The organism is Micromonospora sp. NPDC047467, from assembly GCF_040643095.1.
Taxonomy (GTDB): domain Bacteria; phylum Actinomycetota; class Actinomycetes; order Mycobacteriales; family Micromonosporaceae; genus Micromonospora.
In genome coordinates this window covers 925,768-947,664 of sequence record NZ_JBEYTO010000001.1, presented here as the reverse complement: position 1 = coordinate 947,664, position 21,897 = coordinate 925,768, and the positions used below count along the sequence as shown (strand labels likewise).

General features: G+C 73.2%; 17 protein-coding genes. 11 read left to right on the top strand and 6 right to left on the bottom strand.

The features are described from left to right. Positions 1 to 56: 56 nt before the first annotated feature. Positions 57 to 1,841 carry an N-acetylglutaminylglutamine amidotransferase gene (locus ABZ780_RS03980; protein WP_357483947.1) on the top strand — a complete coding sequence of 595 codons (1,785 nt, stop codon included), beginning with the start codon at positions 57 to 59 and terminating at the stop codon, positions 1,839 to 1,841. Positions 1,842 to 1,851: 10 nt separating this feature from the next. Here ABZ780_RS03980 and ABZ780_RS03975 read toward each other — a convergent pair whose 3' ends face one another. Then, positions 1,852 to 2,985, bottom strand: coding sequence for a glutamate--cysteine ligase (locus ABZ780_RS03975; RefSeq protein WP_357000381.1), 1,134 nt, complete (start codon positions 2,983 to 2,985; stop codon positions 1,852 to 1,854). A gap of 236 nt (positions 2,986 to 3,221) precedes the next feature. Here ABZ780_RS03975 and ABZ780_RS03970 point away from each other — a divergent pair, with 236 nt between their 5' ends. Then, positions 3,222 to 3,947 (top strand): hypothetical protein, encoded by a 726-nt coding sequence (locus tag ABZ780_RS03970; RefSeq protein ID WP_357483944.1) that lies wholly within the window; start codon positions 3,222 to 3,224, stop codon positions 3,945 to 3,947. Between the two features lie 23 nt (positions 3,948 to 3,970). Here the strand turns inward: ABZ780_RS03970 and ABZ780_RS03965 are convergent, their stop codons facing one another. Together ABZ780_RS03965 and ABZ780_RS03960 are read right to left on the bottom strand one after the other, a co-directional pair. After that, positions 3,971 to 5,179, bottom strand: a complete 1,209-nt coding sequence (locus tag ABZ780_RS03965) for a sigma-70 family RNA polymerase sigma factor (RefSeq protein ID WP_357483941.1) — start codon at positions 5,177 to 5,179, stop codon at positions 3,971 to 3,973. 2 nt (positions 5,180 to 5,181) lie between these two features. After that, positions 5,182 to 5,538 carry a YciI family protein gene (locus ABZ780_RS03960; RefSeq protein WP_357483938.1) on the bottom strand — a complete coding sequence of 119 codons (357 nt, stop codon included), beginning with the start codon at positions 5,536 to 5,538 and terminating at the stop codon, positions 5,182 to 5,184. A 297-nt stretch (positions 5,539 to 5,835) separates the two neighbouring features. On the opposite strand from ABZ780_RS03960, the gene fxsA reads away from it, so the two are divergent. Genes fxsA through ABZ780_RS03945 form a run of 3 tightly spaced genes read left to right on the top strand, consistent with a single transcriptional unit; the run spans position 5,836 to position 8,988 of the window. Beyond that, on the top strand, positions 5,836 to 6,027 hold the full coding sequence (gene fxsA / locus ABZ780_RS03955) for an FxSxx-COOH cyclophane-containing RiPP peptide (protein WP_357000370.1): 192 nt from the start codon (positions 5,836 to 5,838) through the stop codon (positions 6,025 to 6,027). A gap of 59 nt (positions 6,028 to 6,086) precedes the next feature. Next, a complete protein-coding gene (locus tag ABZ780_RS03950; protein ID WP_357483935.1) occupies positions 6,087 to 7,256 on the top strand; it encodes an FxsB family cyclophane-forming radical SAM/SPASM peptide maturase in 1,170 nt (389 codons plus the stop codon). 4 nt (positions 7,257 to 7,260) lie between these two features. After that, complete coding sequence (locus ABZ780_RS03945) at positions 7,261 to 8,988, top strand: HEXXH motif-containing putative peptide modification protein (protein ID WP_357483933.1); 1,728 nt, start codon at positions 7,261 to 7,263, stop codon at positions 8,986 to 8,988. Between the two features lie 277 nt (positions 8,989 to 9,265). On the opposite strand, the gene fxsT is transcribed toward ABZ780_RS03945, so the two are convergent. Next, positions 9,266 to 13,177, bottom strand: a complete 3,912-nt coding sequence (gene fxsT, locus ABZ780_RS03940) for an FxSxx-COOH system tetratricopeptide repeat protein (protein ID WP_357483931.1) — start codon at positions 13,175 to 13,177, stop codon at positions 9,266 to 9,268. Positions 13,178 to 13,189: 12 nt separating this feature from the next. Then, complete coding sequence (locus ABZ780_RS03935) at positions 13,190 to 14,431, bottom strand: TIR-like protein FxsC (protein WP_357483929.1); 1,242 nt, start codon at positions 14,429 to 14,431, stop codon at positions 13,190 to 13,192. Positions 14,432 to 14,681: 250 nt separating this feature from the next. On the opposite strand from ABZ780_RS03935, the gene ABZ780_RS03930 reads away from it, so the two are divergent. From ABZ780_RS03930 to ABZ780_RS03905, 6 genes are all read left to right on the top strand, one after another. Further along, on the top strand, positions 14,682 to 15,179 hold the full coding sequence (locus tag ABZ780_RS03930) for a 2Fe-2S iron-sulfur cluster-binding protein (RefSeq protein WP_357484094.1): 498 nt from the start codon (positions 14,682 to 14,684) through the stop codon (positions 15,177 to 15,179). Continuing rightward, positions 15,176 to 16,159, top strand: coding sequence for a xanthine dehydrogenase family protein subunit M (locus tag ABZ780_RS03925; protein ID WP_357483927.1), 984 nt, complete (start codon positions 15,176 to 15,178; stop codon positions 16,157 to 16,159). Before ABZ780_RS03930 ends, ABZ780_RS03925 begins: the two co-directional genes overlap by 4 nt. Continuing rightward, positions 16,156 to 18,240, top strand: a complete 2,085-nt coding sequence (locus ABZ780_RS03920) for a xanthine dehydrogenase family protein molybdopterin-binding subunit (RefSeq protein WP_357483925.1) — start codon at positions 16,156 to 16,158, stop codon at positions 18,238 to 18,240. The genes ABZ780_RS03925 and ABZ780_RS03920 overlap by 4 nt, the downstream gene beginning before the upstream one ends. 28 nt (positions 18,241 to 18,268) lie before the next feature. Further along, positions 18,269 to 18,634, top strand: a complete 366-nt coding sequence (locus ABZ780_RS03915) for a metalloregulator ArsR/SmtB family transcription factor (protein ID WP_357000349.1) — start codon at positions 18,269 to 18,271, stop codon at positions 18,632 to 18,634. Beyond that, a complete protein-coding gene (locus ABZ780_RS03910; RefSeq protein WP_357483923.1) occupies positions 18,634 to 19,275 on the top strand; it encodes an SRPBCC family protein in 642 nt (213 codons plus the stop codon). Before ABZ780_RS03915 ends, ABZ780_RS03910 begins: the two co-directional genes overlap by 1 nt. A 111-nt stretch (positions 19,276 to 19,386) precedes the next feature. Next, positions 19,387 to 19,902 (top strand): NUDIX domain-containing protein, encoded by a 516-nt coding sequence (locus ABZ780_RS03905; RefSeq protein WP_357000344.1) that lies wholly within the window; start codon positions 19,387 to 19,389, stop codon positions 19,900 to 19,902. Between the two features lie 39 nt (positions 19,903 to 19,941). Here the strand turns inward: ABZ780_RS03905 and ABZ780_RS03900 are convergent, their stop codons facing one another. Next, positions 19,942 to 21,888 (bottom strand): ABC transporter ATP-binding protein, encoded by a 1,947-nt coding sequence (locus tag ABZ780_RS03900; protein ID WP_357484092.1) that lies wholly within the window; start codon positions 21,886 to 21,888, stop codon positions 19,942 to 19,944. Positions 21,889 to 21,897: the final 9 nt, after the last annotated feature.

Genomic DNA, 21,897 nt, shown 5'->3' with positions numbered 1-21,897 from the left:
CGCGACAGGAGGATGGCCGTGCCACTGGTGTCCCAGCTGACCCACCACCCCGCCTGATGTGCGGGATCAGCGGAGAGGCGCGATTCGACGGCCGGACGCCCGACGCGGAGGCGGTCACCCGGATGACCGAGGCGATGCGCTCCCGCGGCCCGGACGGCGAAGGGCTCCACACCGCCGACTGGGTGACGCTCGGGCATCGCCGGCTGACCATCATCGACCTGTCCGAGGCCGGCGGCCAGCCGATGGTGCGCGACGACCTGGGCCTCGCGCTGGTCTTCAACGGCTGCATCTACAACTACCCGGAGCTGCGCGAGGAGCTACGGAACGCCGGATACCGGTTCCACTCCACCAGCGACACCGAGGTGATCCTGGTGGCGTACGCCCACTGGGGTGAACGCTTCGTCGACCACCTCGTCGGCATGTTCGCGATCGGCCTGGTCGACCGAGACCGACGCCGACTGATCCTGGCCCGGGACCGGCTCGGCATCAAACCGCTCTACCTCGCCGAGACGGCCGGGCGGCTCCGGTTCGCCTCCACCCTGCCCGCGCTGCTGCGCGCCGGCGACGTGGACACCAGCATCGACCCGGTGGCGCTGCACCACTACCTGTCCTGGCACTCCATCGTGCCCGCGCCCCGGACCGTGCTGCGCGGTGTGCGCAAGCTGCCGCCGGCCACCCTGCGCGTGATCGAGGCGGACGGGCGCAGCCGGGAGGAGGTGTACTGGCGGCCCGACTACGTGCGGGAGCCCGCCGACGCGGGAATGGACGCCGCCGACTGGCGGGCCGCCGTCGGCGACGCGCTGCGCACGGCGGTACGCCGACGGCTGGTCGCCGACGTCCCGGTCGGCGTGCTGCTCTCCGGCGGTCTGGACTCCAGCCTCATCGTGGCGCTGCTCGCCGAGGCCGGCCAGCAGCACCTGCGCACGTTCAGCATCGGCTTCGACAGCCGTGGCGACGAGTCCGGCGACGAGTTCCACTACTCCGACCTGGTGGCCCGCGCGTACGACACCGACCACCAGCGGATCCGACTGTCGAACGACGACCTCGTGCCCGCCGTACGACGAGCAGTGCTGGCCATGAACGAGCCGATGGGCAGCCACGACGTGGTCGCCTTCCACCTGCTCTCCGAGCAGGTGGCCCGGCACGTGAAGGTGGCGCAGTCCGGGCAGGGCGCCGACGAGGTGTTCGCCGGGTACGGCTACCACCAGCCGCTCACCGAGGCGCCCCGACACGGCGCCGCCGAGACGTTCGCCGCCGCCTTCTTCGACCGCGACCACGACGAGCTGCGCAGCATGGTCGGCCCGGCGTACGCGCTGGACCACGACGCCAGCCGGGACCTCCTCGTCGGGCATCTCGCCGCGCCCGGCGCGCAGACCGCGCTCGACGCGGTGCTGCGCCTGGACACCCACCTGATGCTCCCCGACGACCCGGTCAAGCGGGTGGACAGCATGAGCATGGCGTGGGGGCTGGAGGTCCGCACCCCGTTCCTCGACCAGGACCTGGTCACCCTGGCCGCGCACTGCCCGCCGGAGCACAAGGTGGCCCAGGGCGGCAAGGGCGTGCTCAAGGAGGTCGCCCGGGAGGTGGTGCCGGCCGAGGTGATCGACCGTCCGAAGGGCTACTTCCCGGTGCCGGCGCTGCGCAACGTGGACGGGCCGGTCCGTGAACTGGTCGCCGAGGCGTTGCAGGCGCCGGCCGCACGCGAACGAGGGCTGTTCCGCTCGGAGTACGTGGCGCGGCTCCTCGCCGAGCCGGACCGGGCCGAGGCGGCGGCCGGCAGCAACAAACTGTGGCAGCTCGGCCTGCTGGAGCTGTGGCTACAGTCGCACGACATCCGCTGAGGCGCGCCGGTCAGCCGGCGTTGGTGCGCGCCACCAGGTCGTCGATCACCGCGCGCAGATCACCGGTACGCTCCAACACCCGCCGCTGCCGGGTCGCGCCGGTGCCGTCGCGGCGCAGCCGAGCCAGTTGCGCCAGCACGTACCCGAGGTCGCCGTGGCGCAGCAGAGCCGGGGCGATCATCGCCATCATCTCGTCGACGAGCGCCCAGGCCGGTCGGGTGCCACCGGCGCGCAGGTCGATCAGCTCACCGTCGAGACCGTCGTGGGCGGCACGCCAGTGCGCGGCGGCGACCAGGCAGTCGCGGGTATCCGGGGCGGTCACTCCGGCGCGTACGTCATCGGCGACGGTGGCGACCAGTGACCGGACCAGCGCGGCGACCAGCACCGTGTCGTCCACGTCCGGGCAGACATCGCCCACCCGTACCTCCACGGTCGGGTAGGCCGACGACGGGCGGGCGTACCAGTAGACCATCGCGGCGTCGAGCATGATGCCGGCGGCGATCAGCTCGTCGACGGTCCGGTCGTAGTCGGCGGCGGACGCGAAGTACGGCGTCGGGCCGATGCTCGGCCACCGCTCCAGCTGCATCGACCGCCAACTGGCGTGGCCGGTGTCCTGCCCGTCGTGCAGGGGCGAGTTGGTGGTGATCGCCTGCACCACCGGCAGCCACACCCGCAGGTGGTTGCAGACCTGCACGGCCAACTCCCGGTCGGGCAGCCCGACGTGCACGTGACACCCGCACACCGCCGGGTCGTGCGCCACCGGCCCGTACCGGCGCGACATCGCGTGGTAGCGCGGCTTGTCCGGCACCGTCCGGTGCGGCTCGGCCACCGGGGTGGCACCGACCGCCACCAGTCGGGCGCCGGCAGCGGCGGCGGCCTCGGCGGCGGATCGGCGCAGCGCCACCAGGTGGCCGCGCAGCTCGGTGAGGTCGGCGCAGACGGGGGTGACCATCTCGACCATGCTGTGCCGGAACTCCTGGCGGCTCTGGTCGCGGGCCGCACCGCGCAGCGCGGTCAGCACCTCGGCGGCCACCGGCAGGTTGCGCCCGCTGTCCGGGTCGAGCAGCAGGAACTCCTCCTCCACGCCGAGCGTGAGGACGCCGAGGTCGGGCACGGTGTCGACGGTCGTCGGACGGTACGCCATGGCCGCCTCCATCCGCTTTCGCGGCCACGGGTGGACCCGTGGCCGGGGCGCCTCGGTTTCCCGGGTTGGGCCCGCGGCAAACGCGCGAGCGAAACGGGACGGCCGAGACCACCGGCGAGGCTGGGAACAAGCGGGACGCGGTGGACGAGAACACCCGATGGCACCCCCCACCGCCACCGGCACGCCGCGTCGCTTGCCACGTGCCTCCGCAGTGGATTGTCTGCGACGATGCACGGATGCTGATGCGCTGGCGCACTTCTCGGTGGTTCAACATCGCCCTGGGTCTGGTCGTCGGTGCCGTCGTGGGGCTGGCGGTCTACCTGGCCAGTCGACTCACCGGCCCCGCACTCTTCGCGCTCTGCGGCACGACGGCGGGCGGCGTCGCGGCGGTGGTGGCGTCCACCTACTCGCGGATGTTCCAGTTGGCGGAGGTGACCGTCTCGGTCCCGCAGTTCAGCGAGCTGAAGTTCGCGGTCACCCGGGACAACAAGCAGACCGCGTGGCGGCTGTTCGTCGAGGCGGTCACCCGGGTGTCCGGCCAGCCGCTGGCCACCGGCACGGGCCTCGTCCGGGAGGCGCTGTCGTCGCTGTACCAGCTGTTCGGGATCACCCGGGAGATCCTGGGCCAGGCGGCACCCTCCATTCGTACCACCGGTCGCCCGACCGTCGAGCACCTCGCGATCGCCATGCTCAACAATGAGCTTCGGCCGTTCCTCTCGAAGTGGCATCCACGCCTGAGGGCGTGGGAGCGGTCCAATCCGGACGGGCCGGAGTCCGCCTGGCCGGACGACGCGGAGTGCCGCGCGGAGCTGGCGGCGATGCAGCGCCGGTTGCTGCGCTACGTGGAAGGGCTGGGCGAGCTTGCCCAGGTGCCCAACGTCGAGGACGTGATGCACGGCATCCTCGCCGAGGCGGCGACCGTCCCCGGCCAGCCGACGCGCCGCATGGTGACGGACCAATAGCCCGGCCGCCGCCGGCCCGCCGGTCAGTCCGGTGACACCGCCGCCGCACGGGCGGCGAGGAAGGCCCGCTCCGCCGCGTTGTCGGTCAGCGCGGCCGCCGTCCGGAACGCCTCGGCGGCCTCCCCGCCCCGACCGAGGCGGGCCAGGAGGTCGGCGCGGACGGCGTGCCGCACGTGGTAGCCGGCCAGGTCGAGGCGGTCCACCTCGGCCAGCGCCGCCGCCGGCCCGGCGACCTCGGCGAGCGCGACCGCCCGGTTCAGCGCCACCACCGGGCCGGGGGCGATGACCGTCAGCTGGTCGTACAGCCGCAGGATCTGACCCCAGTCGGTGTCGGCGGCGCGCGGCGCGGCGCTGTGCACGGCGGCGATCGCGGCCTGGATCTGGTACGGCCCCGGGCGGTCGCGGCGCAGGCAGCGGCGCACCATCGCCTGCCCCTCGGCGATCAACGCGGCATCCCACCGGCCACGGTCCTGGCGGGGCAACGGCACCAGCTCTCCGTCGGCCGTGGTCCGCGCCTCCCGGCGCGACTCGGTGAGCAGCATCAACGCGAGCAGTCCGAGGGCCTCCGGCTCGTCCGGCATCAGCTCGACGAGCAGCCGGGCCAGCCGGGTCGCCTCGGCGCACAGGTCGGCGCGGACCAGGTGCGGGCCAGCGCTCGCCGTGTACCCCTCGTTGAAGATCAGGTAGAGCACCGCGAGCACGGCGTGCAGCCGGTCGGGCAGGTCGGCGTCGCGCGGCACCCGGTACGGGACACGGGCATTGCGGATCTTCGACTTGGCGCGGACCAGCCGCTGCGCCATCGTCGACTCGGGCACCAGGAACGCGCGGGCGATCTCGGCGGTGCTCAGGCCACCGAGCAGACGCAGGGTGAGCGCGATCCGGGCGGCCGGGGCGAGCGCCGGGTGGCAGCAGGTGAAGATCAGACGTAGCCGGTCGTCGCGCACCGGTCCCTCCTCGGCGGGTGGGTCGACGGCGTACAGCAGGGCCGCCTGGGCGTGCCGGTCCGCCCGGGACGCCTCCCGGCGCAGCCGGTCGATGGCCCGGTTGCGGGCGGTGGTGATGATCCAGCCAGCCGGGCTGGGAGGTGCGCCGCCGCTCGGCCACCGCCGTGCCGCGATGGCGAACGCCTCCTGGACGGCGTCCTCGGCGAGGTCGATGTCCCCGAGGAGTCGGACCAGCACGGCGACCGCCCGGCCGTACTCGGCGCGGAACACCGCCTCCACGTCGGGCACGCTCAGGCCCCGGCTCCACCCTGGAACGGGCGGACCTCGATCGGCAGGGTGGTGGCCAGCGCGTAGCGACGACCCCAGGCCAGGGCGACGTCCAGGTCCGGCACGTCGATGACGACGATGCCGCCGAGGTGCTCCTTGCCCTCGACGAACGGCCCGTCGGTGATCTGCACGTCCCCGTCGCGGACGCGCAGCACGGTGGCGGTCTCCGGGCCGTGCAGGCCCTGCCCGAAGACCCACGACCCGCCGGCGGTCAGCTCGTCGTGCAGCTCGTCGACCTGACGCATCACCCCGGCCAGGAACTCCGGCTCCGGCGGCCGTTCGCCCTGGGGCTGGTGGATGCTGAGCAGGTACAGCGTCATCGTTTCCTCCTCGCGGCGGCGACCGGCCCGACGCCGATCTCCCATCCTCCACACGAATCGCCATCGCCCGCCTCGACAGGCCGCCGGCGGCAATTTCAGCCGGTCCGCGTCGGTCCAGGTCGCGGGCGTGCGCCGGGCCGTCGGGGCTGCGCCGGTGGTACGCCAGGTGACGGCCCGATGACCAGCGCGTACGGGCTGTGGTGTCGCGCCGTCGTGGGCCGGGTGCGATGGTGTAGAAAGGCGGAGTGAGCGCAGCGGTGACGCAGGTGCCGGCCTTCGACGGCAGGACGGTCCACGGTGGCTGACCACGACCAGTCGCCCACTCCCCTCACCGCCGGCGCCGCTCTGGTGCAGCTCGGCGACGTACCCCTGGCGGATCTGCTGGCCGGCGCTGGCGACGGTGTCCTGGCCCACGTGTTGGGCACGCTGGTCGCCGAGGGTGAGCCGGGCCGGCCCGGCGTCGTGTCGGCTTTCGAATCGAGCTTCTGACCGTGCCGGCCGACGCCTCGCCGTCGGCCGTTCGACACCGCCCTGACGTGGTCGCGCCGGTGCCCCGTGTCCGCCAACTGGTGTTGAAGGTCCACTCCCGCTGCAACCTGGCCTGCGACTACTGCTATGTCTACCGGCACGCCGACCAGGGCTGGCGGGACCGGCCCCGGGTCATCGGGCCGGGCACCGTGGCCCGGGTCGCCGACCGGCTCGCCGCACACGTCGAGCGGCACCGCACCGACCGGGTCCGGGTGGTGCTGCACGGCGGGGAGCCGCTGCTCGCCGGCCTGCCCACGCTCGACCGGACGGTCCGCACCCTGCGCGCCGCGATGCCCACCGGCACCACCCTCGACATGGCGATGCAGACCAACGGGCTGCTCCTCGACGAGGCGGCACTCGACCTGTGCCACACCCACGGCATCGACGTCGGCGTGAGCCTGGACGGTGACCGTGTGTCCAACGACCGCAGCCGCCGGCACGCCGACGGGCGGGGCAGCTTCGCCGAGGTGGCCGCCGCGCTGCGCCTGCTGGGCCGACCCGAGCACCGGCAACGCTACGCCGGCCTGCTCTGCACCGTGGACCTGGCCAACGACCCGATCGCCGTCTACGAGGGCCTGCGCGAGTTCGACCCGCCCCGGCTCGATCTGCTGCTGCCGCACGGCAACTGGAGCACCCCGCCGCCCGGGCGCCAGCCCGACGACCCCGCCACCCCGTACGCGGACTGGCTGATCACCGTCTTCGACCGCTGGTACGCGGAGACGCCACGACGCACGGGCATCCGGCTGTTCGAGTCGCTTATCGCGCTGCTGCTCGGCGGGCGCAGCGGCACCCGGGCGCTCGGCAGCGCGGAGCCGGACGTCATGACGATCGAGACCGACGGCACCATCGAGGGCACCGACACCCTCAAGACGACCACCGCGTCGGCGATGCGTACCGGGTTCGACGTGTTCCGGCACAGCCTCGACGAGGCGCTGGGGCACCCGTCGCTGGCCGGGCGTCCCACCGGGGTCGACGCCCTGGCCGCGACGTGTCGGGCCTGCCCGGTCGTCGGGGCCTGCGGCGGCGGCCTGTACGCACACCGCTTCCGCGACGGCGCCGGCTTCGCCCACCCGTCGGTCTACTGTGCCGACCTGTTCCGGCTGATCGGGCACGTACGGTCCACGGTGACCGCCGACCTGGGCACGCTGCGCCGCCGCGTCGCCGCCCCGACCATCCCAGCGGAGCGGTGAGGGCGTGGCCGAGCCCCTCTCTGCGGTGCAGCTCGCCGGCCTGGCCGGGGGGCACGGTGACGCCGACACGCTCGCGGTGCTACGCGGCGGGCAGCTTGGCCGCCGCCGGCTGTTGACAGTCGCCGCCGCTCGCGCCGCCGACGACCAGCCACTGGTGGGGCAGAGCCTGGCCCTGTTGACCCGGGCCGAGCAGGCCGACCCGGTCACGGTGGCCGACGTGCTGGCCCACCCACCGGTCACCGGTTGGGCTCGGGCCGCGCTCGACGGCACCGCCGGTCCCACCTACCTGGCGGCGCTCGCGGCGGTGGCGGCGACCCGCGCCGGCCTGACGTTCACGCTGACGGTGCCCGGCCCCGTCGACGGTGTGCTGCCGCTGCCGACCGTCGGCGCCGCGTCGGGTCTGCCCACCGGCCCGGTGCTGCTGCGCGGCGAGGCCGGCACACTGCGGATCGGCGCCGACCGTGGCGGCGCGGGCGACCGGGTGCGGATCGGCATCGTCGACGGCCACCGCATCGGCGCGGACGGCGGCGGGGTGTGCTGGTCGCCGGTGCGACGGATCAGCCTCGTCGAGGGTTTCGGGGTGGTGGTCGACGACCAGGACCCGTGGCGCCACTGCTATCACCGGCCGTCGGCTGCGCGACTGGACGACGCGGCGGCGGCCCGGTTGGGCCGGCTCACGGCCGACGGCTGGCAGTGGCTCCGGGCGCACCTTCCGGCGCACGCCGACGCGCTGACCGTTCTGCTGCGCTCGCTGGTGCCGCTGCTCCCCCCGCCGTCGGGAAACCCGGTGAGCGCCACCAGCAGGGACGCTCTGGGCGCCATCGCGCTCTCCGTGCCGGCCGACGCGCGGACCCTCGCGCTGCTGCTGGTGCACGAGCTGCAACACACCAAACTCGGTGCCCTGCTGGACCTGGTGCCGCTGTACCGGACGGGTGGGCCAGCCCGCTACCGGGCGCCGTGGCGGCTCGACCCACGTCCGGTCGGCGCGCTGTTGCAGGGCGCGTACGCGCACCTGGGGGTGGCCGAGGTGTGGCGCTGCCGGCGGCACGAGGGGGTCGCTGCCACCTTCGAGTACGCGTACTGGCGGGAGCAGACCACCCGGGCGGCCCGGCAGCTCGCCGGCGCGGCCGAGTTGACCGATGCCGGCCGGTCCTTCGTGGCGGGCATGGCGCGGACCCTGCGTGACTGGCGTGACCCGGTCGACGGTCGGGTCGAGGCGGCGGTACGGGACGTGGCCGACGCCGGCGCGGTGCGCTGGGGTCTGGCCAATCTGCTGCCCGACCCGGAGGGGGTGAGCCGGCTGGCGCGGGCCTGGCGGCACGGCGTGCCGCCCGAGGCCGGTGTGCCGGCTCCGACCGTCGTGCCGGCCCCGGCCCGCCCGGCCCTGGCCGCCGACAGTGGTCCCGAGGCGGCGGTGCGACGGCGACTCCTGGGTTCCGGCGGGCCATCCGGGTCGAACCCGAGCGACCAGGCCTACGCGGCGGGCAATCTGGAGAACGCGCTGGCCGGGTACCGCCGACGTCTGACCGCCGACCCCGCGGACGTCGACGCCTGGGTGGGCTTGGCCCTGGCCGCCCACCACACCGGGCGGCCGGGGGCGGCCGGGGCGCTGGTCTGCCGGCCCGAACTGGTGCGGGCGCTCAGTCAGACGCTGCCCGACACCGACCCGCTCGCCCTCGCGGACTGGCTGGCGCAGGCCATCCCCGCCGCCGATCCCGAATCACGGCGATAGCCGCGACCCGGCGCCGGGGCCAGGCTTCCTTGCGAGACAGACCGGCGGCCCACCTGCCAGCGCGAAAGCCGAGGCGCACACGCCACCGGCCGCGCCCTCAGGGCTCGGGTTGCGTCCTTTGCTCTGCTTCAACAGACGCAACACTCGTCGGCCACAAGTGTTGCGTGGGGTGAAGCAGAGCAAAGGACGCGCGAAGGGGGACGGGCCGGGGCGCGGAAAGTGATGCGACCCCGCAGCGGGCGCGGACGACGGCGGGGTGGCGGGGCGGTGGGGCCGGTCAGAGCAGCGCTGGCTCGATGTACGCGTTGGAGCGTTCCTGCTGGCGGGCCTGCACCACCCGGGGATTGTCCCCGCCGAAGAGCTGCACCAACTGCCCGAACGCCTCGTCGTAGAGGGCCCGCCCCGCGTCCGCCTCACTCTCGGTGGCGAGGCGGCTCAACGCCAGGTTGACCGACGCCGAGAGAGTGTCCGGGTGCTCGGCGCCCAGCGCCCGGGTCAACTCCACGTAGGCGGTGGTGTCGAGCAGCAGCGCGGTGTCCCGGTCACCGAGGGCGAACAGGTCGTTGGCCAGATTGAGGGTGGCCAACAGGGTGTGCGGGTGCCGCTCACCGAGGTTGGCGAGCAACTGGTCGCGGACCCGCTGGGACAGCTCCCGGGCCTGGGGGTGGTCGCCCTGCTTGCGCAGCAGCACGCCGAGGTTGTTCAGACAGGCCAGGGTGATGGCGTGCGTCTCGCCGAGCACCTCGTTGTAGCCGTCGCGCAGCCGGCGGGCCACCCGCAGCGCGGTCTCGTTGTCGCCCACCGCCGACCAGGTGGTGGCCAGGGCCATCTCGGCGGACAGGGTGTCGGCGTGGTCGCCGCCGAGGGTGCGCTGATATCGGACGACCGTCCGCTCGATCAGCCGGTGCGCGTCGGCGAACCGGCCGAGCTGGCGCAGGGTGAGCGCCAACTCCTTGGCCGTCCGCAGGGTCTCCGGGTGGTCCGCGCCGTTCACCTTCTGCTGGATGGCGTAGGTGCGTTGCAGCACGCTGTGCGAACGCCACAGCTCGCCGACGTCGCGCAGCCCGCGCCCGTAGTTGCTGGCCGAGGCGAGGGTGGACGGATCCTCCTCGCCGAAGCGGTCCCGCCGTCGCTCGTGGATGTGCTGGTCCAGTGCGGCGGCGCCACGGAAGTCGCCGACCAGCCGCAACGACACGGCGAGGTTGTTCTCCGCGACGAGCGTACGGCCGCTGTCGTCGCCGAAGCTGCGCACACTCAGCTCCAGAGTGCGACGGTCCTGCGCCTCGGCCTCGTGGTAGAGGCCCTGGGCACGCAGGTCCGCGCCGAGACTCCGGGCGGTCATCAGCGTGTAGAGGTGCTCCTGACCGAAGATCCGCCGCTGCCGGTCGTAGACGTCCCGGTCGATGTCGTACGCCCGGTCGAAGTGACTCTGCGCGCGGAGCACGTTGGCCAGGTGGAAGCGCATCCGCAGCTTGGTCGGGTCGTCCTCGTCGGTGTCCCGCCAGCCGGCCAGCGACTCCTCCGCGAGCGCCCGGCTGGTGTCGTAGTCGCCGCGCCGATAGAGGTAGCGCACGATGTCCACGACCAACTGCCGTGCCTCGTCCATGGTGGACAGGTGCAGCCCGCTGGGGCGTACGTGCGGCCACAGCTCGGCGTACAGGGGCCAGTTGACCGGCCTGTCGGGGTCGCGGGGGCTGGCGCCGGCCAGCAGCAACTGCGCCTGGCGGCGGGCCTCCTCCGGGTCACCGAGCTGGTCCTGGATGACCAGCTGGACCAGCCGGTGGATCCGCACCGAGTTGTTCTCCGCGTCGACCTGGGCCAGCCCGTACCGGCCCAGCTCGGCGGTGACCAGGCCCTGCAGGATCGGATCGGTCAGCGTCGGGTCGATCGGCGCCATGAAGCTGGCGAAGCGGTCACCGGTGAGCATGGCGACCGGGATGGGCTCCGGAGCGTAGAACGAACACAGCTCCAGCAGCCGGGCCGCCGCCGGTTTCTCCTCGCGCAACTGCCCCAGGGTGAAAAGCCAGGTGGCGGCGAGGGCCTTGGAGTAGCCGGCGGACTGCCGACCGTCGAGGATCCGCAGCAGGCCGGGGGTGTCCAGTGAGCTGAGGTACTTCTGGACCTGCATGGCGCTGGCCCGCAGATACGCCGCGCCCTGCTCCACCGCGAGCGGCAGGTCGCCGAGCTTCTCGGCCACCTGGGTCGCCTCGGCCTCGGTGAGCCCGCGCACCCGGTCGCGCAGCAGTTGGACGCTCTCGGCCCGGTCGAAGACCGTCAGCTCGGTCGCGGTGGCGTACTCGCCCCAGCTCTGGTCCCGGGTGGTGAGCAGCACGTGGCCGGGGCCCTGCGGCAGCAGCGCCCGGGTGGCCCGGGTGGGCTTGTCGGCGTTGTCCAGGATGATCAGCCAGCGCCGGTCGGGGCCGCCCCGACGCAGCGCGTCGAGCACCCGGCGGGCCGCGTCGGCGCCGCCGCCGGTGCCCAACCCCATCGCCTGGCCGAGGTCGGCGAGGCCGCCCCGGATGCGGTCCTCGCTGTCGGCCGGGACCCACCAGACCAGGTCGTAGTCGCGGCCGAAGCGCAGCGCGTACTCGGCGGCGAGCTGGGTCTTGCCGACCCCGCCGAGGCCGTGCACGACCTGCGTCGCCGAGTCCGGTGAGGTGGTGAGCCGGTCGCGCAGCGCCTCCAACTGGGCGGCCCGGCCGACGAACGGGGTGCCGTGCTGGCGGACGTTGGAGATCGCCGGGAAGGGGCCGGGGAACCGGCCGACCACGCGTCCGCCGACCGCGACCGTCGTGGCACCGGCCGCCTCCAACAGTCGGGTCCGCGCGGTGGACGGGTCGACGTCGGTGAGGTCCACGGGGCTGTGGTCGCTGTACGGGAGGGTGAGCCTCGACTCGTCCACCCGCAGCGGCACCAGGACTCCCCCACCGCCGAGCTGATCACGGCCGCTGGCGGTCTTCCACACCTCGCCGGCGAGCGCGGTGCCCGCGTAGTGCCGGGTGAGCACGGCCAGCACCCGGCTGGCACCGCTGAGGGCCCGCTCGAACTCGGCGCGTCCTCCGTCGCGCAGCGGCACGTCCAGCGCGCGGCGGTCCACCCGCAGGCCGGCGTCCTCCAACTGGTCGGTGATCCACTCGGCCCAGAGCCGGTCGGCGGAGGCGTAGCTGAGCAGCACGGCCTGCTCGGCGGTGAGCCGGCTGCGCTCGAACTCGGTCAGCGAGCGACGCCGGTCCTCCTCCCGCATCGGGTGCAGCGTGGTGACCCGCCCGCCGGTGATCACCGAGGCGAGCTGCTCGTACGCGGCGAGCAGGGTGCCGACCTGCTCGGGCCGGTCGCCGAAGGCGGCGAGGATCTCCTCGTACGCGTAGAACGTGCGGTAGGGCACCTCGATGGTGTTCCAGTAGCGGGCCGCCGCCGCGTCGGAGAGGTGGTCGAGGAACGGGGCGAACTCGGCGCGCACCAGGTCCCGGCCGGTATCCAGTTTGCGCAGTTCGGCGTCCTCGACGCGCATCGGCACCGGCAGCAGCAGCGGCGGGTCGTCCGGACGCTGACCGCGGATGGACCGGGCCACCGCCGCCGCGCCACGGATGCTCTGGGTGGACATGGTGAAGCAGTTGACCACCATGTCGGGCAGCTGCACGGTGCAGATGCCGGCGACGTCGCTGAGCCCGGTGCGGCTGTCGATCAGCACCACGTCGTACTCGGCGCGCATCTGCGCCCGGACCGCGTCGATGAACGACGCGCCGCCCTGCCGTTCGTAGAAGTTGGCCCAGTCGAAGGTGCTCACCAGCCGGGAGTACGCCGAGTCCTGCTGCCCGGCGGCCACGAAGTCGATCACACCGCCGTGGCTGAAGTCCCAGTTCAGCGAGACCGCCCGGCGTTGGATCTTGGCATGGCCGGCGAGCAGCTCCTGGGAGTCGTCGTCGCGGTTGCGCTGCATGGTCGCGATCGAGTAATCCCAGATCATCTCGATGACGCCGGGGGTGGCGCGGAGTTCCTTGTCCCGCAGGAACGGGTGGAAGTAGCGGTGCAGACCCGGGGACTCCAGGTCCCAGTCGACGACCAGCACCTGCAGGCCCTGGCTGGCCAGGATCCAGGCCACGTTGGCCAGCGCCATCGTCCGGCCGGTGCCGCCCTTGTACGAGTAGAAGGTCACGATCTGGCCGCGTGCCGTCTCGTTCACCGCCATGGCGTGCCTCCCCTAGGGACCTTCGAGGATCGGGCGTTGACCGGAGCCGTCGGTGGGCGGCTCCTGGTAGACCGTGCCCGTGCGGTAGATCCGGCCCTGCTCGACGACGAGCACGTCCTCCAACTCCTCCTGGAACTGGGCGGACGTCGCGATCTCGGTGCGCCACACGTCACGGGTGTTGTGCAGCACGTGATGCGGGAGCACCCGGGCCAGGGTGTCCCACATCTTGCGGTTGCCGCCCGCTGCCGTGTCGTCGGCGGCCGTCCAGGGCACCAGCACCGGCGCCCGTGGGGAGTCCACGTCACGGTCGTGGCGGATCAGGCTGACCTGGTAGCGCGGCAGGTCGGCGGACCAGACGTCGACCACCAGCACGACGATCTGGTTGTGGTCCCGGGCCCACTCCCGGACCACCGCCAACTCCTCGGCGTCCTCCACCGTCCAGCCGTAGCTCTTGGTGGTGGCGATGGCACCGGCCCAGCTGCCGATCGGCACCTCCAACTCGGGCCGGTACGGTCGCCAGTCCCGCGAGACCGCGCCGTAGCGGTCTTCGGCGCCGGGCCGACTGCCGGCCAGCTCGGCGGAACTGCCGGCGACCAGGACGATGTGCACGTGCCGCGCGCTGGTGGCCCGCTGCGCCGCGGCCGACGCGGTGGGGCCGTCGTGCGTCTGCGGCCGGGCCGGCAGGCCGAAGGCACTTGTCACCTTGGACAGCACCGGCCGCCGCACCGGGCGGTGCAGGGTGTGGTCGCGGGCGGTCTGCACGATGTGCTTGGCCAACGCGTCGACGAAGTCCTTGTACTCGTCCTCGTGCCGGCGGCGCTGCTTGAGCGTGAGCAGCCCGTCCTGCGCGTAGACGGTGCCGGTCGGGAAGTTGCGGTACTGGAAGTCGGCGACCACGTCGGGCAGCCGGTCGCAGGGGATCCACTGCACCGGCACCACCGCCGGTGGCCGCACGTGGAACTGCCGTTCATGCTCGTCGATGCGGTCCGCGAAGACCCGGAACTCCCGGCCGCAGTAGTCGCTGACGACGTACCGGGGGGAGGTCAGCGCGATCAGGCACGCGCTGGTGGTCAGCGCGTTGGACAGCGCGTCCGTCCAGGTGCTGCCGAGCAGCATCTGCCCGTCGATGAAGCCGGCCTTGTCCCAACGGACCCCGGCGAGCCCGGCCACCGCCTCACTGAGATCGCCGAAGAACGCCTGCACCTGACCGTTGCGGTTGTCCTCTTGGGCGTAGCTCAGGAAGAAGAGTGGCACGCCCCGCCTCCGCTCACGGGTTCCACGACCGATTGGCACCAAGTATAGGACCGTCGATGCCAGGTCAGTGGGCCGCGATCATCGCACCGGACGCGCCGAGAGTCGCATGCCCGACGCATTCCGGGTACGTCGTGCGGCGTCGGCAGCCTCCCGCGTTATTCGCCCCTGTATGTACCACTAGAGATAGCCTGGGCGGGTGCAGGGCGGACCCCGGAACGAGACGATCACCGACGAGCGACACTCGTCGGAAGTGGCGTTCGAGGTCAACGGCGCGTCCCGCGAGGTGACCCTCGACAACCGCACCACCCTCCTGGACGCGCTGCGCGAACACCTCGGCCTGACCGGGGCGAAGAAGGGCTGCGACCACGGCCAGTGCGGCTCCTGCACGGTGCTGCTGGACGGCCGGCGGGTGAAGAGCTGCCTCGTCCTCGCGGTCACCCTGGACGGCCGGTCGGTGCTCACCGTGGAAGGGCTGGCCGACCCGGACGGACTGTCCCCGCTCCAGGCCGCGTTCATCGCCCACGACGCGTTCCAGTGCGGCTACTGCACCCCCGGGCAGCTCTGCTCCGCCCGCGGCATGCTCGACGAGGTGGCCCGAGGCTGGCCCAGCGCGGTCACCGGCGACCTCACCTCCCCCGCCGAGCTGACCGACGCGGAGATTCGCGAACGGATGGCCGGCAACCTCTGCCGCTGCGCCGCGTACCCGCACATCGTCGCGGCGGTCCGCGAGACGGCGGCCACGCGGTGAGGCCGTTCCGCTACCACCGGCCGACCGACGTGGCCGACGCCGTCGCCGTGCTGACCGCCGAGCCGTACGCGGCGTACCTGGGCGGCGGGACCAACCTCGTCGACCTGATGAAACTCGGGGTGCAGCGGCCGGACCTGCTGGTGGACGTGACCCGGCTGCCCCTGGACACCGTCCAGGAACTGCCCGAGGGCGGGCTGCGGATCGGCGCGACGGTGCGCAACAGCGACCTCGCCGCCCACCCGGTGGTCCGCCGCGACTACCCGGTGCTGGCCCGCGCCCTGCTCGCCGCCGCCTCCGGCCAGCTGCGCAACATGGCCACCACCGGCGGCAACCTGTTGCAGCGCACCCGCTGTGTCTACTTCCAGGACACCGGCAAGGCGTGCAACAAACGCGACCCGGGCAGCGGCTGCGCCGCCCTGCACGGGCAGAACCGCGACCTGGCAGTGCTGGACTGGTCCGAGCAGTGCGTGGCCACCCACCCGTCCGACCTGGCGGTCGCCCTCGCCGCGCTGGACGCCGTGGTGGAGGTGCACGAGGCCGACGGCGCTCGCGACGTCCCGCTCACCGCGCTGCACCGCTCCCCCGGCGACCATCCGGAGCGGGAAACCACCCTGGCCCGGGGAGCGCTGATCACCGCCGTCCGCCTGCCGGCGCTGCCGGCTGCCCACCGCTCGACGTACCTGAAGGTGCGCGACCGGGCGTCCTTCGCCTTCGCCGCCGGCTCGGTGGCCGCGGTGCTCGACCTCGACGGCGACGTGGTCCGCGACGTCCGGCTGGCGTACGGGGCGGTGGCGCACCGGCCGTGGCGGGCGTACCGGGCGGAGGAGGAGCTACGCGGTCGGCCGTTCAGCCCGGAGCTCGCGGCGCGGGCCGCCGACGCCGAACTGGCCGAGGCGCGACCGCTGCGGCACAACGGCTTCAAGCTGCCGCTGACCCGGGCGATCACCGTGCGGGCGCTCACCGAGCTGGCGTCGTCGTGAGCGCCGACGCGGTCGGCCGGGCCCATCCCCGGCTGGAGGGCCCGGAGAAGGTCACCGGCACGGCCCGCTACGCGGTGGAGTACCCGGTGGACGGCGTCACCTACGGCTGGGCGGTGCCGGCGACGGTGGTCCGGGGCCGGATCACCCGGGTCGACACGGCGGAGGCGCTCGCGTCGCCCGGCGTGCTGGCGGTGCTGCACCACGGCAACGCGCCCCGCCTCGCCCCCGGGCCGGAGGCGGACCTGTGGCTGTTGCAGACCCCGGCGGTGCACTGCCGGGGGCAACTGGTCGCGGTGGTGGTGGCCACCAGCCTGGAGGCGGCCCGGGAGGGCGCCCGGCTGGTCCGGATCGACTACGACACCGGCCCGCACAGCACCGTGCTCACCGCCGACCATCCCGGCCTGTACCGGCCCGACCACGTCAACCCCAGCTACCCGACGGACACCGCCGAGGGCGACTTCGACGCCGGGTACGCCGCCGCGCCGGTCCGGATGGACGCCACCTACCGCACGCCGGCCTACCACAACAACCCGATGGAGCCGCACGCCACCACGGCGCGGTGGCACGACGGGCGGCTGCTGGTGCACGACTCCAACCAGGGCGCCACGCCGGTGCGGGCCACGCTCGCCGAGTTGTTCGAGCTGCCGCCGGACTCGATCCGGGTGGTCACCGAGCATGTCGGCGGGGGTTTCGGCAGCAAGGGGTACGCCAAGGCGGCGGTGGTACTCGCCGCGCTCGCCGCCCGGCACGTGGACCGGCCGGTCAAGCTGGCGTTGACCCGGCAGCAACTGTTCGGCCCCGTCGGCTACCGCACCCCCACCATCCAGCGGGTACGCCTCGCCGCCGACGCCGACGGGCGGCTCACCGCGATCTGCCACGACGCGATCAGCCAGACCTCGACCACGCGGGAGTTCGCCGAGCAGACCGCCGTCTACACCCGCAGCATGTACGCGGCACCGCACCGGCGCACCACCCACCGACTGGTCCGCCTCGACGTGCCCACCCCGTTCTGGATGCGCGCCCCCGGCGAGTGCCCCGGCGCGTACGCCCTGGAGTCGGCGATGGACGAGCTGGCCGTCGCCGTCGGCATCGACCCGGTGGAGCTGCGCGTCCGCAACGACGCCCAGGTCGACCCCGACCAGGGTGAGCCGTTCACCAGCCGCAACCTGGTGGCCTGCTTGCGCGAGGGTGCCGACCGGTTCGGCTGGGACGGCCGGGACCCGACACCCCGGGCGCGGCGTGACGGGCGTTGGCTGATCGGCACCGGAGTGGCCGGGTCGAGCTACCCGGCTCGCACCAGGCCCTCGTCGGCGGCGGCCACCGCCCGACCCGACGGTCGTTTCCTGGTACGCGTCAACGCCACCGACATCGGCACCGGCGCTCGGACGGCGCTCTGGCAGGTGGCCGCCGACGCGCTCGGGGTGCCGCCGGAGCGGGTGGACATCCGCATCGGCGACAGCGATCTGCCCACGGCCCCGCTGGCCGGTGGCTCGATGGGCACCGCGTCGTGGAGCTGGGCGGTGATCCGGGCCTGTCAGGCGCTGCGCGAGAAGCTGCGGGACGCCCCCGACGGCGAGGTGACCGCCCAGGTGAGCACCGAGGACGAGGTGGCCGGGCAGCCCGCACGGCCCCGATACGCGTACGGGGCGCAGTTCGTCGAGGTCCGGGTGGACGCGGACACCGGCGAGGTGCGGGTGAACCGGATGCTCGGAGTGTTCGCCGCCGGGCGGGTGGTGAACCCGACGACGGCGCGCAGCCAGCTCGTCGGCGGCATGACGATGGGGCTGTCGATGGCGCTGCACGAGGAGGGGCTGCTCGACGAGCGGTACGGCGACTGGGTCAACCACGACCTGGCCACGTACCACATCGCCGGCTGCGCCGATGTGGAGTCCATCGAGGCGTACTGGCTCGACGAGCACGACGACGAGCTGAACCCGGCCGGGGTGAAGGGCATCGGCGAGGTCGGCATCGTCGGCACGGCGGCGGCGGTCGCGAACGCGGTGCACCACGCCACCGGCGTACGGATCCGTGACCTGCCGATCCGGTTGGACAAGCTGATCTACACATCATCCCTCGCTTAAATAAGCCCGTGGTGATATAAAGGTCGTCGTGCACGCCTTCGACGTGCTGGGCGATCCGGTCCGGCGCCGCATCCTGGAGCTGCTCGCCACCGGCGAGCAGACCGCTGGCGCGGTCAGCGCGGTCATCCGCGACGAGTTCGGCATCTCCCAACCCGCCGTGTCGCAGCACCTCAAGGTGTTGCGGGACAACGGCTTCGCCACCGTGCGACCCGAGGGCACCCGGCGGCTCTACGCGGTCGACCCGCGCCCACTACGCGAGGTCGACGGCTGGCTGGAGCACTTCCGCCGGTTCTGGACCCCGCCCCTGGCGGCACTCGCCACCGAGCTGGCCCGGGGCCGACGCGAACGCCGGCTGCGCGAAGCCTCTGACCCACCTGACGAGAGGAACACCTGATGTACGACGCGACCGAGCAGATCAACGCCGTCCAACGGCAGGTCGGCAGCCGCATCCTGGAAGCCGGCGAGGCTCGGGTGTCCACGATCAGCCAGACCTACCAGACCACGGTCGAGGATCTGTGGGACGCCTGCACCAACGCCGAACGCATCCCCCGCTGGTTCCTGCCGATCTCCGGCGATCTGCGGCTGCACGGCACGTACCAGCTCCAGGGCAACGCCCACGGCACCATCGAGAGCTGCGAGCCGCCGCACCGCTTCACCGCCACCTGGGAGTACGGCGACGAGGTGAGCTGGATCGAGGTGCGACTCACCCCCGTCGACACCGAGCGGACCCGGTTCGAGCTGGAGCACATCGCCCACGTCGACCAGGACCGGTGGGCCCAGTTCGGGCCGGGCGCCGTCGGCGTCGGCTGGGACCTGGGGCTGCTCGGCCTCGCCTCGTACCTGGCCGGCGACGGCAGCGGAATCACCCCGGAGCAGAGCGCCGAGTGGAGCGCCTCCGACGAGGGGCGTCGGGCCATGGAGCTGAGCAGCCAACTGTGGGGTGAGGCGAGCATCGCCGCCGGCACCGACGCCGACGAGGCGAAGGCCGCCGCCGAGCGCACCACCGCCTTCTACACCGGCACCCCGGCAGCCTGATCCCCGCCGAAGCGCGAGCGGCGCCTCGACCAGCCGCAGGCAAGTGCGGTGACGGCCGCGCGAGCATCGTGACCGGCAGCGCAAGGGGTGGCCCGGGTAACGTGCTGCGGCATGACCGGTACGCCGTACTCGCACTGCTCCTACTGCGGCGCCGCCTACCCGGCGGACGCCGGGTGGCCGCGGGTCTGCGCGGTCTGCGGTGAGAGCGTCTGGCGCAACCCCCTGCCCGTCGCGGTCGCGGTGCTGCCGGTCCGCACCGCCGAGGGCCTGGGCGTGGTGGTGGTCCGCCGGGACATCGAGCCGGCCCGCGGGCTGCTCGCGCTGCCCGGCGGCTTCATCGAGTACGGCGAGGGGTGGTCCGACGCGCTGGTCCGGGAGCTGCGGGAGGAGACCGGGCTGATCGCGGCGGCCGAGGACGCCCGGCTCTTCGCGGTGCACAGCGCCACGGCGGGCGGCACGATGATGATCTTCGGGGTACTGCCCGAACGGGCCGCCGAGGACCTTCCGCCGTCCGCGCCGACCGAAGAGGCGACGGAGTGGCTGATCCTCACCGACCCGGTCGAGTTGGCGTTCTCCACCCACACCCGCGTACTCGCCGACTTCCTCACCCCCGCCCGCTCCGCCTGACCGCACACGGGCGGCCACAGTCACACGGCCTATCGGGTGTCAGCGGGGCAGGGCGTCGTCGGTGCCGGTCAGGTAGCCACTGGCCTGAAGGGCGAACAACTCGCGGTAGAGGCCACCGGCCGCCATCAACTCGTCATGGTTGCCGTCCTGGACGAGGCGACCACGCTCCATCACGAAGATCCGGTCGGCGTGTCGGACGTTGGCCAGCCGGTGGGTGATCAACACGACCGCCCGGTCGGGTCGGCGGCGCAGGTGCTGGAACAGGGCGTGTTCGGCGCGGGCGTCCAAGGCCGCTGACGGCTCGTCACAGATGAGCAGGGCGGCGTCGCGGTAGAGGCCGCGGGCGGCGACCAGCCGCTGCCACTGCCCGCCGGACAGCTCCTGGCCGTCCTTGAACTCCCGGTCCAGCAGGGTGTCGTAGCCGTGCGGCAGGCCGACGATCATCTCGTGTGCCGCCGCCGACGCGGCGGCCTCCTGCACGCTCGGGCCGGGTCGGTCCGGCGGGCGGTCGTGCCGGCCGACGCGGATGTTCTGCCCGGCGGTGAACGGGAACTTCCACCACTCCTGGGTCATCACGGCCACCTGGGCGCCGAGGGTACGCGGATCCAGCTCGGCGGCGTCGACGCCGTCCCAGCGGATCACCCCGCCGGTCGGTCGATAGAGCCCCGCGATCAGCTTGGCCAGCGTGGTCTTGCCGGAGCCGTTCTCACCGACCAGCGCGATCACCTCACCCCGGCGGACGGTCAGGCTGACCCGGTCCACCGCCGGGGCGTCGGTGTCCGGGTAGGTCAGGCTCACCTCGTCCACCTCGATGGCGTCGACGCCGTCGGTCACCCGGTCGCCGCCGATTGGCACCCGGGCGTGGGCGCGGGCCAGGAAGTCCCGGTAATCCTGGTAGTAGAGGGCGTCCTCGTAGAGCGAGTTGGTGGCGACAACCGCGACACCCAGGCTGGTCCGCGCCGACTGGAGGGCCAGCAGGGCGGTCGCCGCGGCGGCGAGGGCCACCATCCCGTTGAGCAGCAGGCCGCCCAGCACCGCGTACACCCCGAAGGTGGCCAGACCCGCGACGGTGGCACCGACCACCCGCGTGCCGGTCTGCGAACGGACCAGGTGCAACTGCGCCCGGGTCTCCACGGTCATCACCCCGCGGTACTCGGCGAGCAGAAAATCGCGCATCTGGTACGCGCGCACCTCGGCGGCGGTGCGCCGGTTGGCCATCAGATGGGCCAGCATCCACATCCGCCGTCGACGGGTGATCCGGGCCAACATCGCCAGGTACTCCCGGCGGGCCATCCGCACCGCCGTGATCGCCTGCGGCACCGCCGCGAGCAGCAGACAGGGCAGCAGCAGCGGCTGGATGACGGTCACCGCGACGGCGGTGGCGAGCATCCCGACCACGCCGGTGACCAGGTTGACGGTGTGGTCGACGATGAACGCCGCCTCGGCCATCCCCCGGTCCCGTGCGCGGTCCATCTCCTCGGCGAAGCCGGCGTCGTCGAACGCGGCCAGGTCCACCGCCGTGGTGGCCTCGAACAGCCGCAACTCCACCTGGTAGTTGATCTGCGGGATCAGCCGGGCCTGCGCCCAACCGGCCGCGATCGTCAGGCCGCCCCGGGCAGACACCGCCGCCGCGGCCACGATCAGCGCCGGCAGGGCCGAGCGGACCCGGTCCGGGGTGGGGCCGGCGGCGAACAGCTCCCGCAGCACGCTGGTGGTGGCGAGCAGGCCGAACGTGGTCATCACCCCGGCGGCGATGTTGAGGCCGATGGAGACGACCGTGTCGCGACGGTTGGTGGCCCAGGCCAGCCCCACCGCCTCCCGAACCAGCCGGGGCAGTCGGCGGGCCACCGCCCAGAAGCTGGTGTGCGCGAACTCCTGCGCGTGGTGCAACCAGTCGCGGTCCTCCAGCTCCGGCAGCATGGTGCCGCCGGATGGCGGGTCGACCGGCGGGTCGTCGTCCGGGCCAGCCGTGCGCTGACGGGCCATCGACTCCAC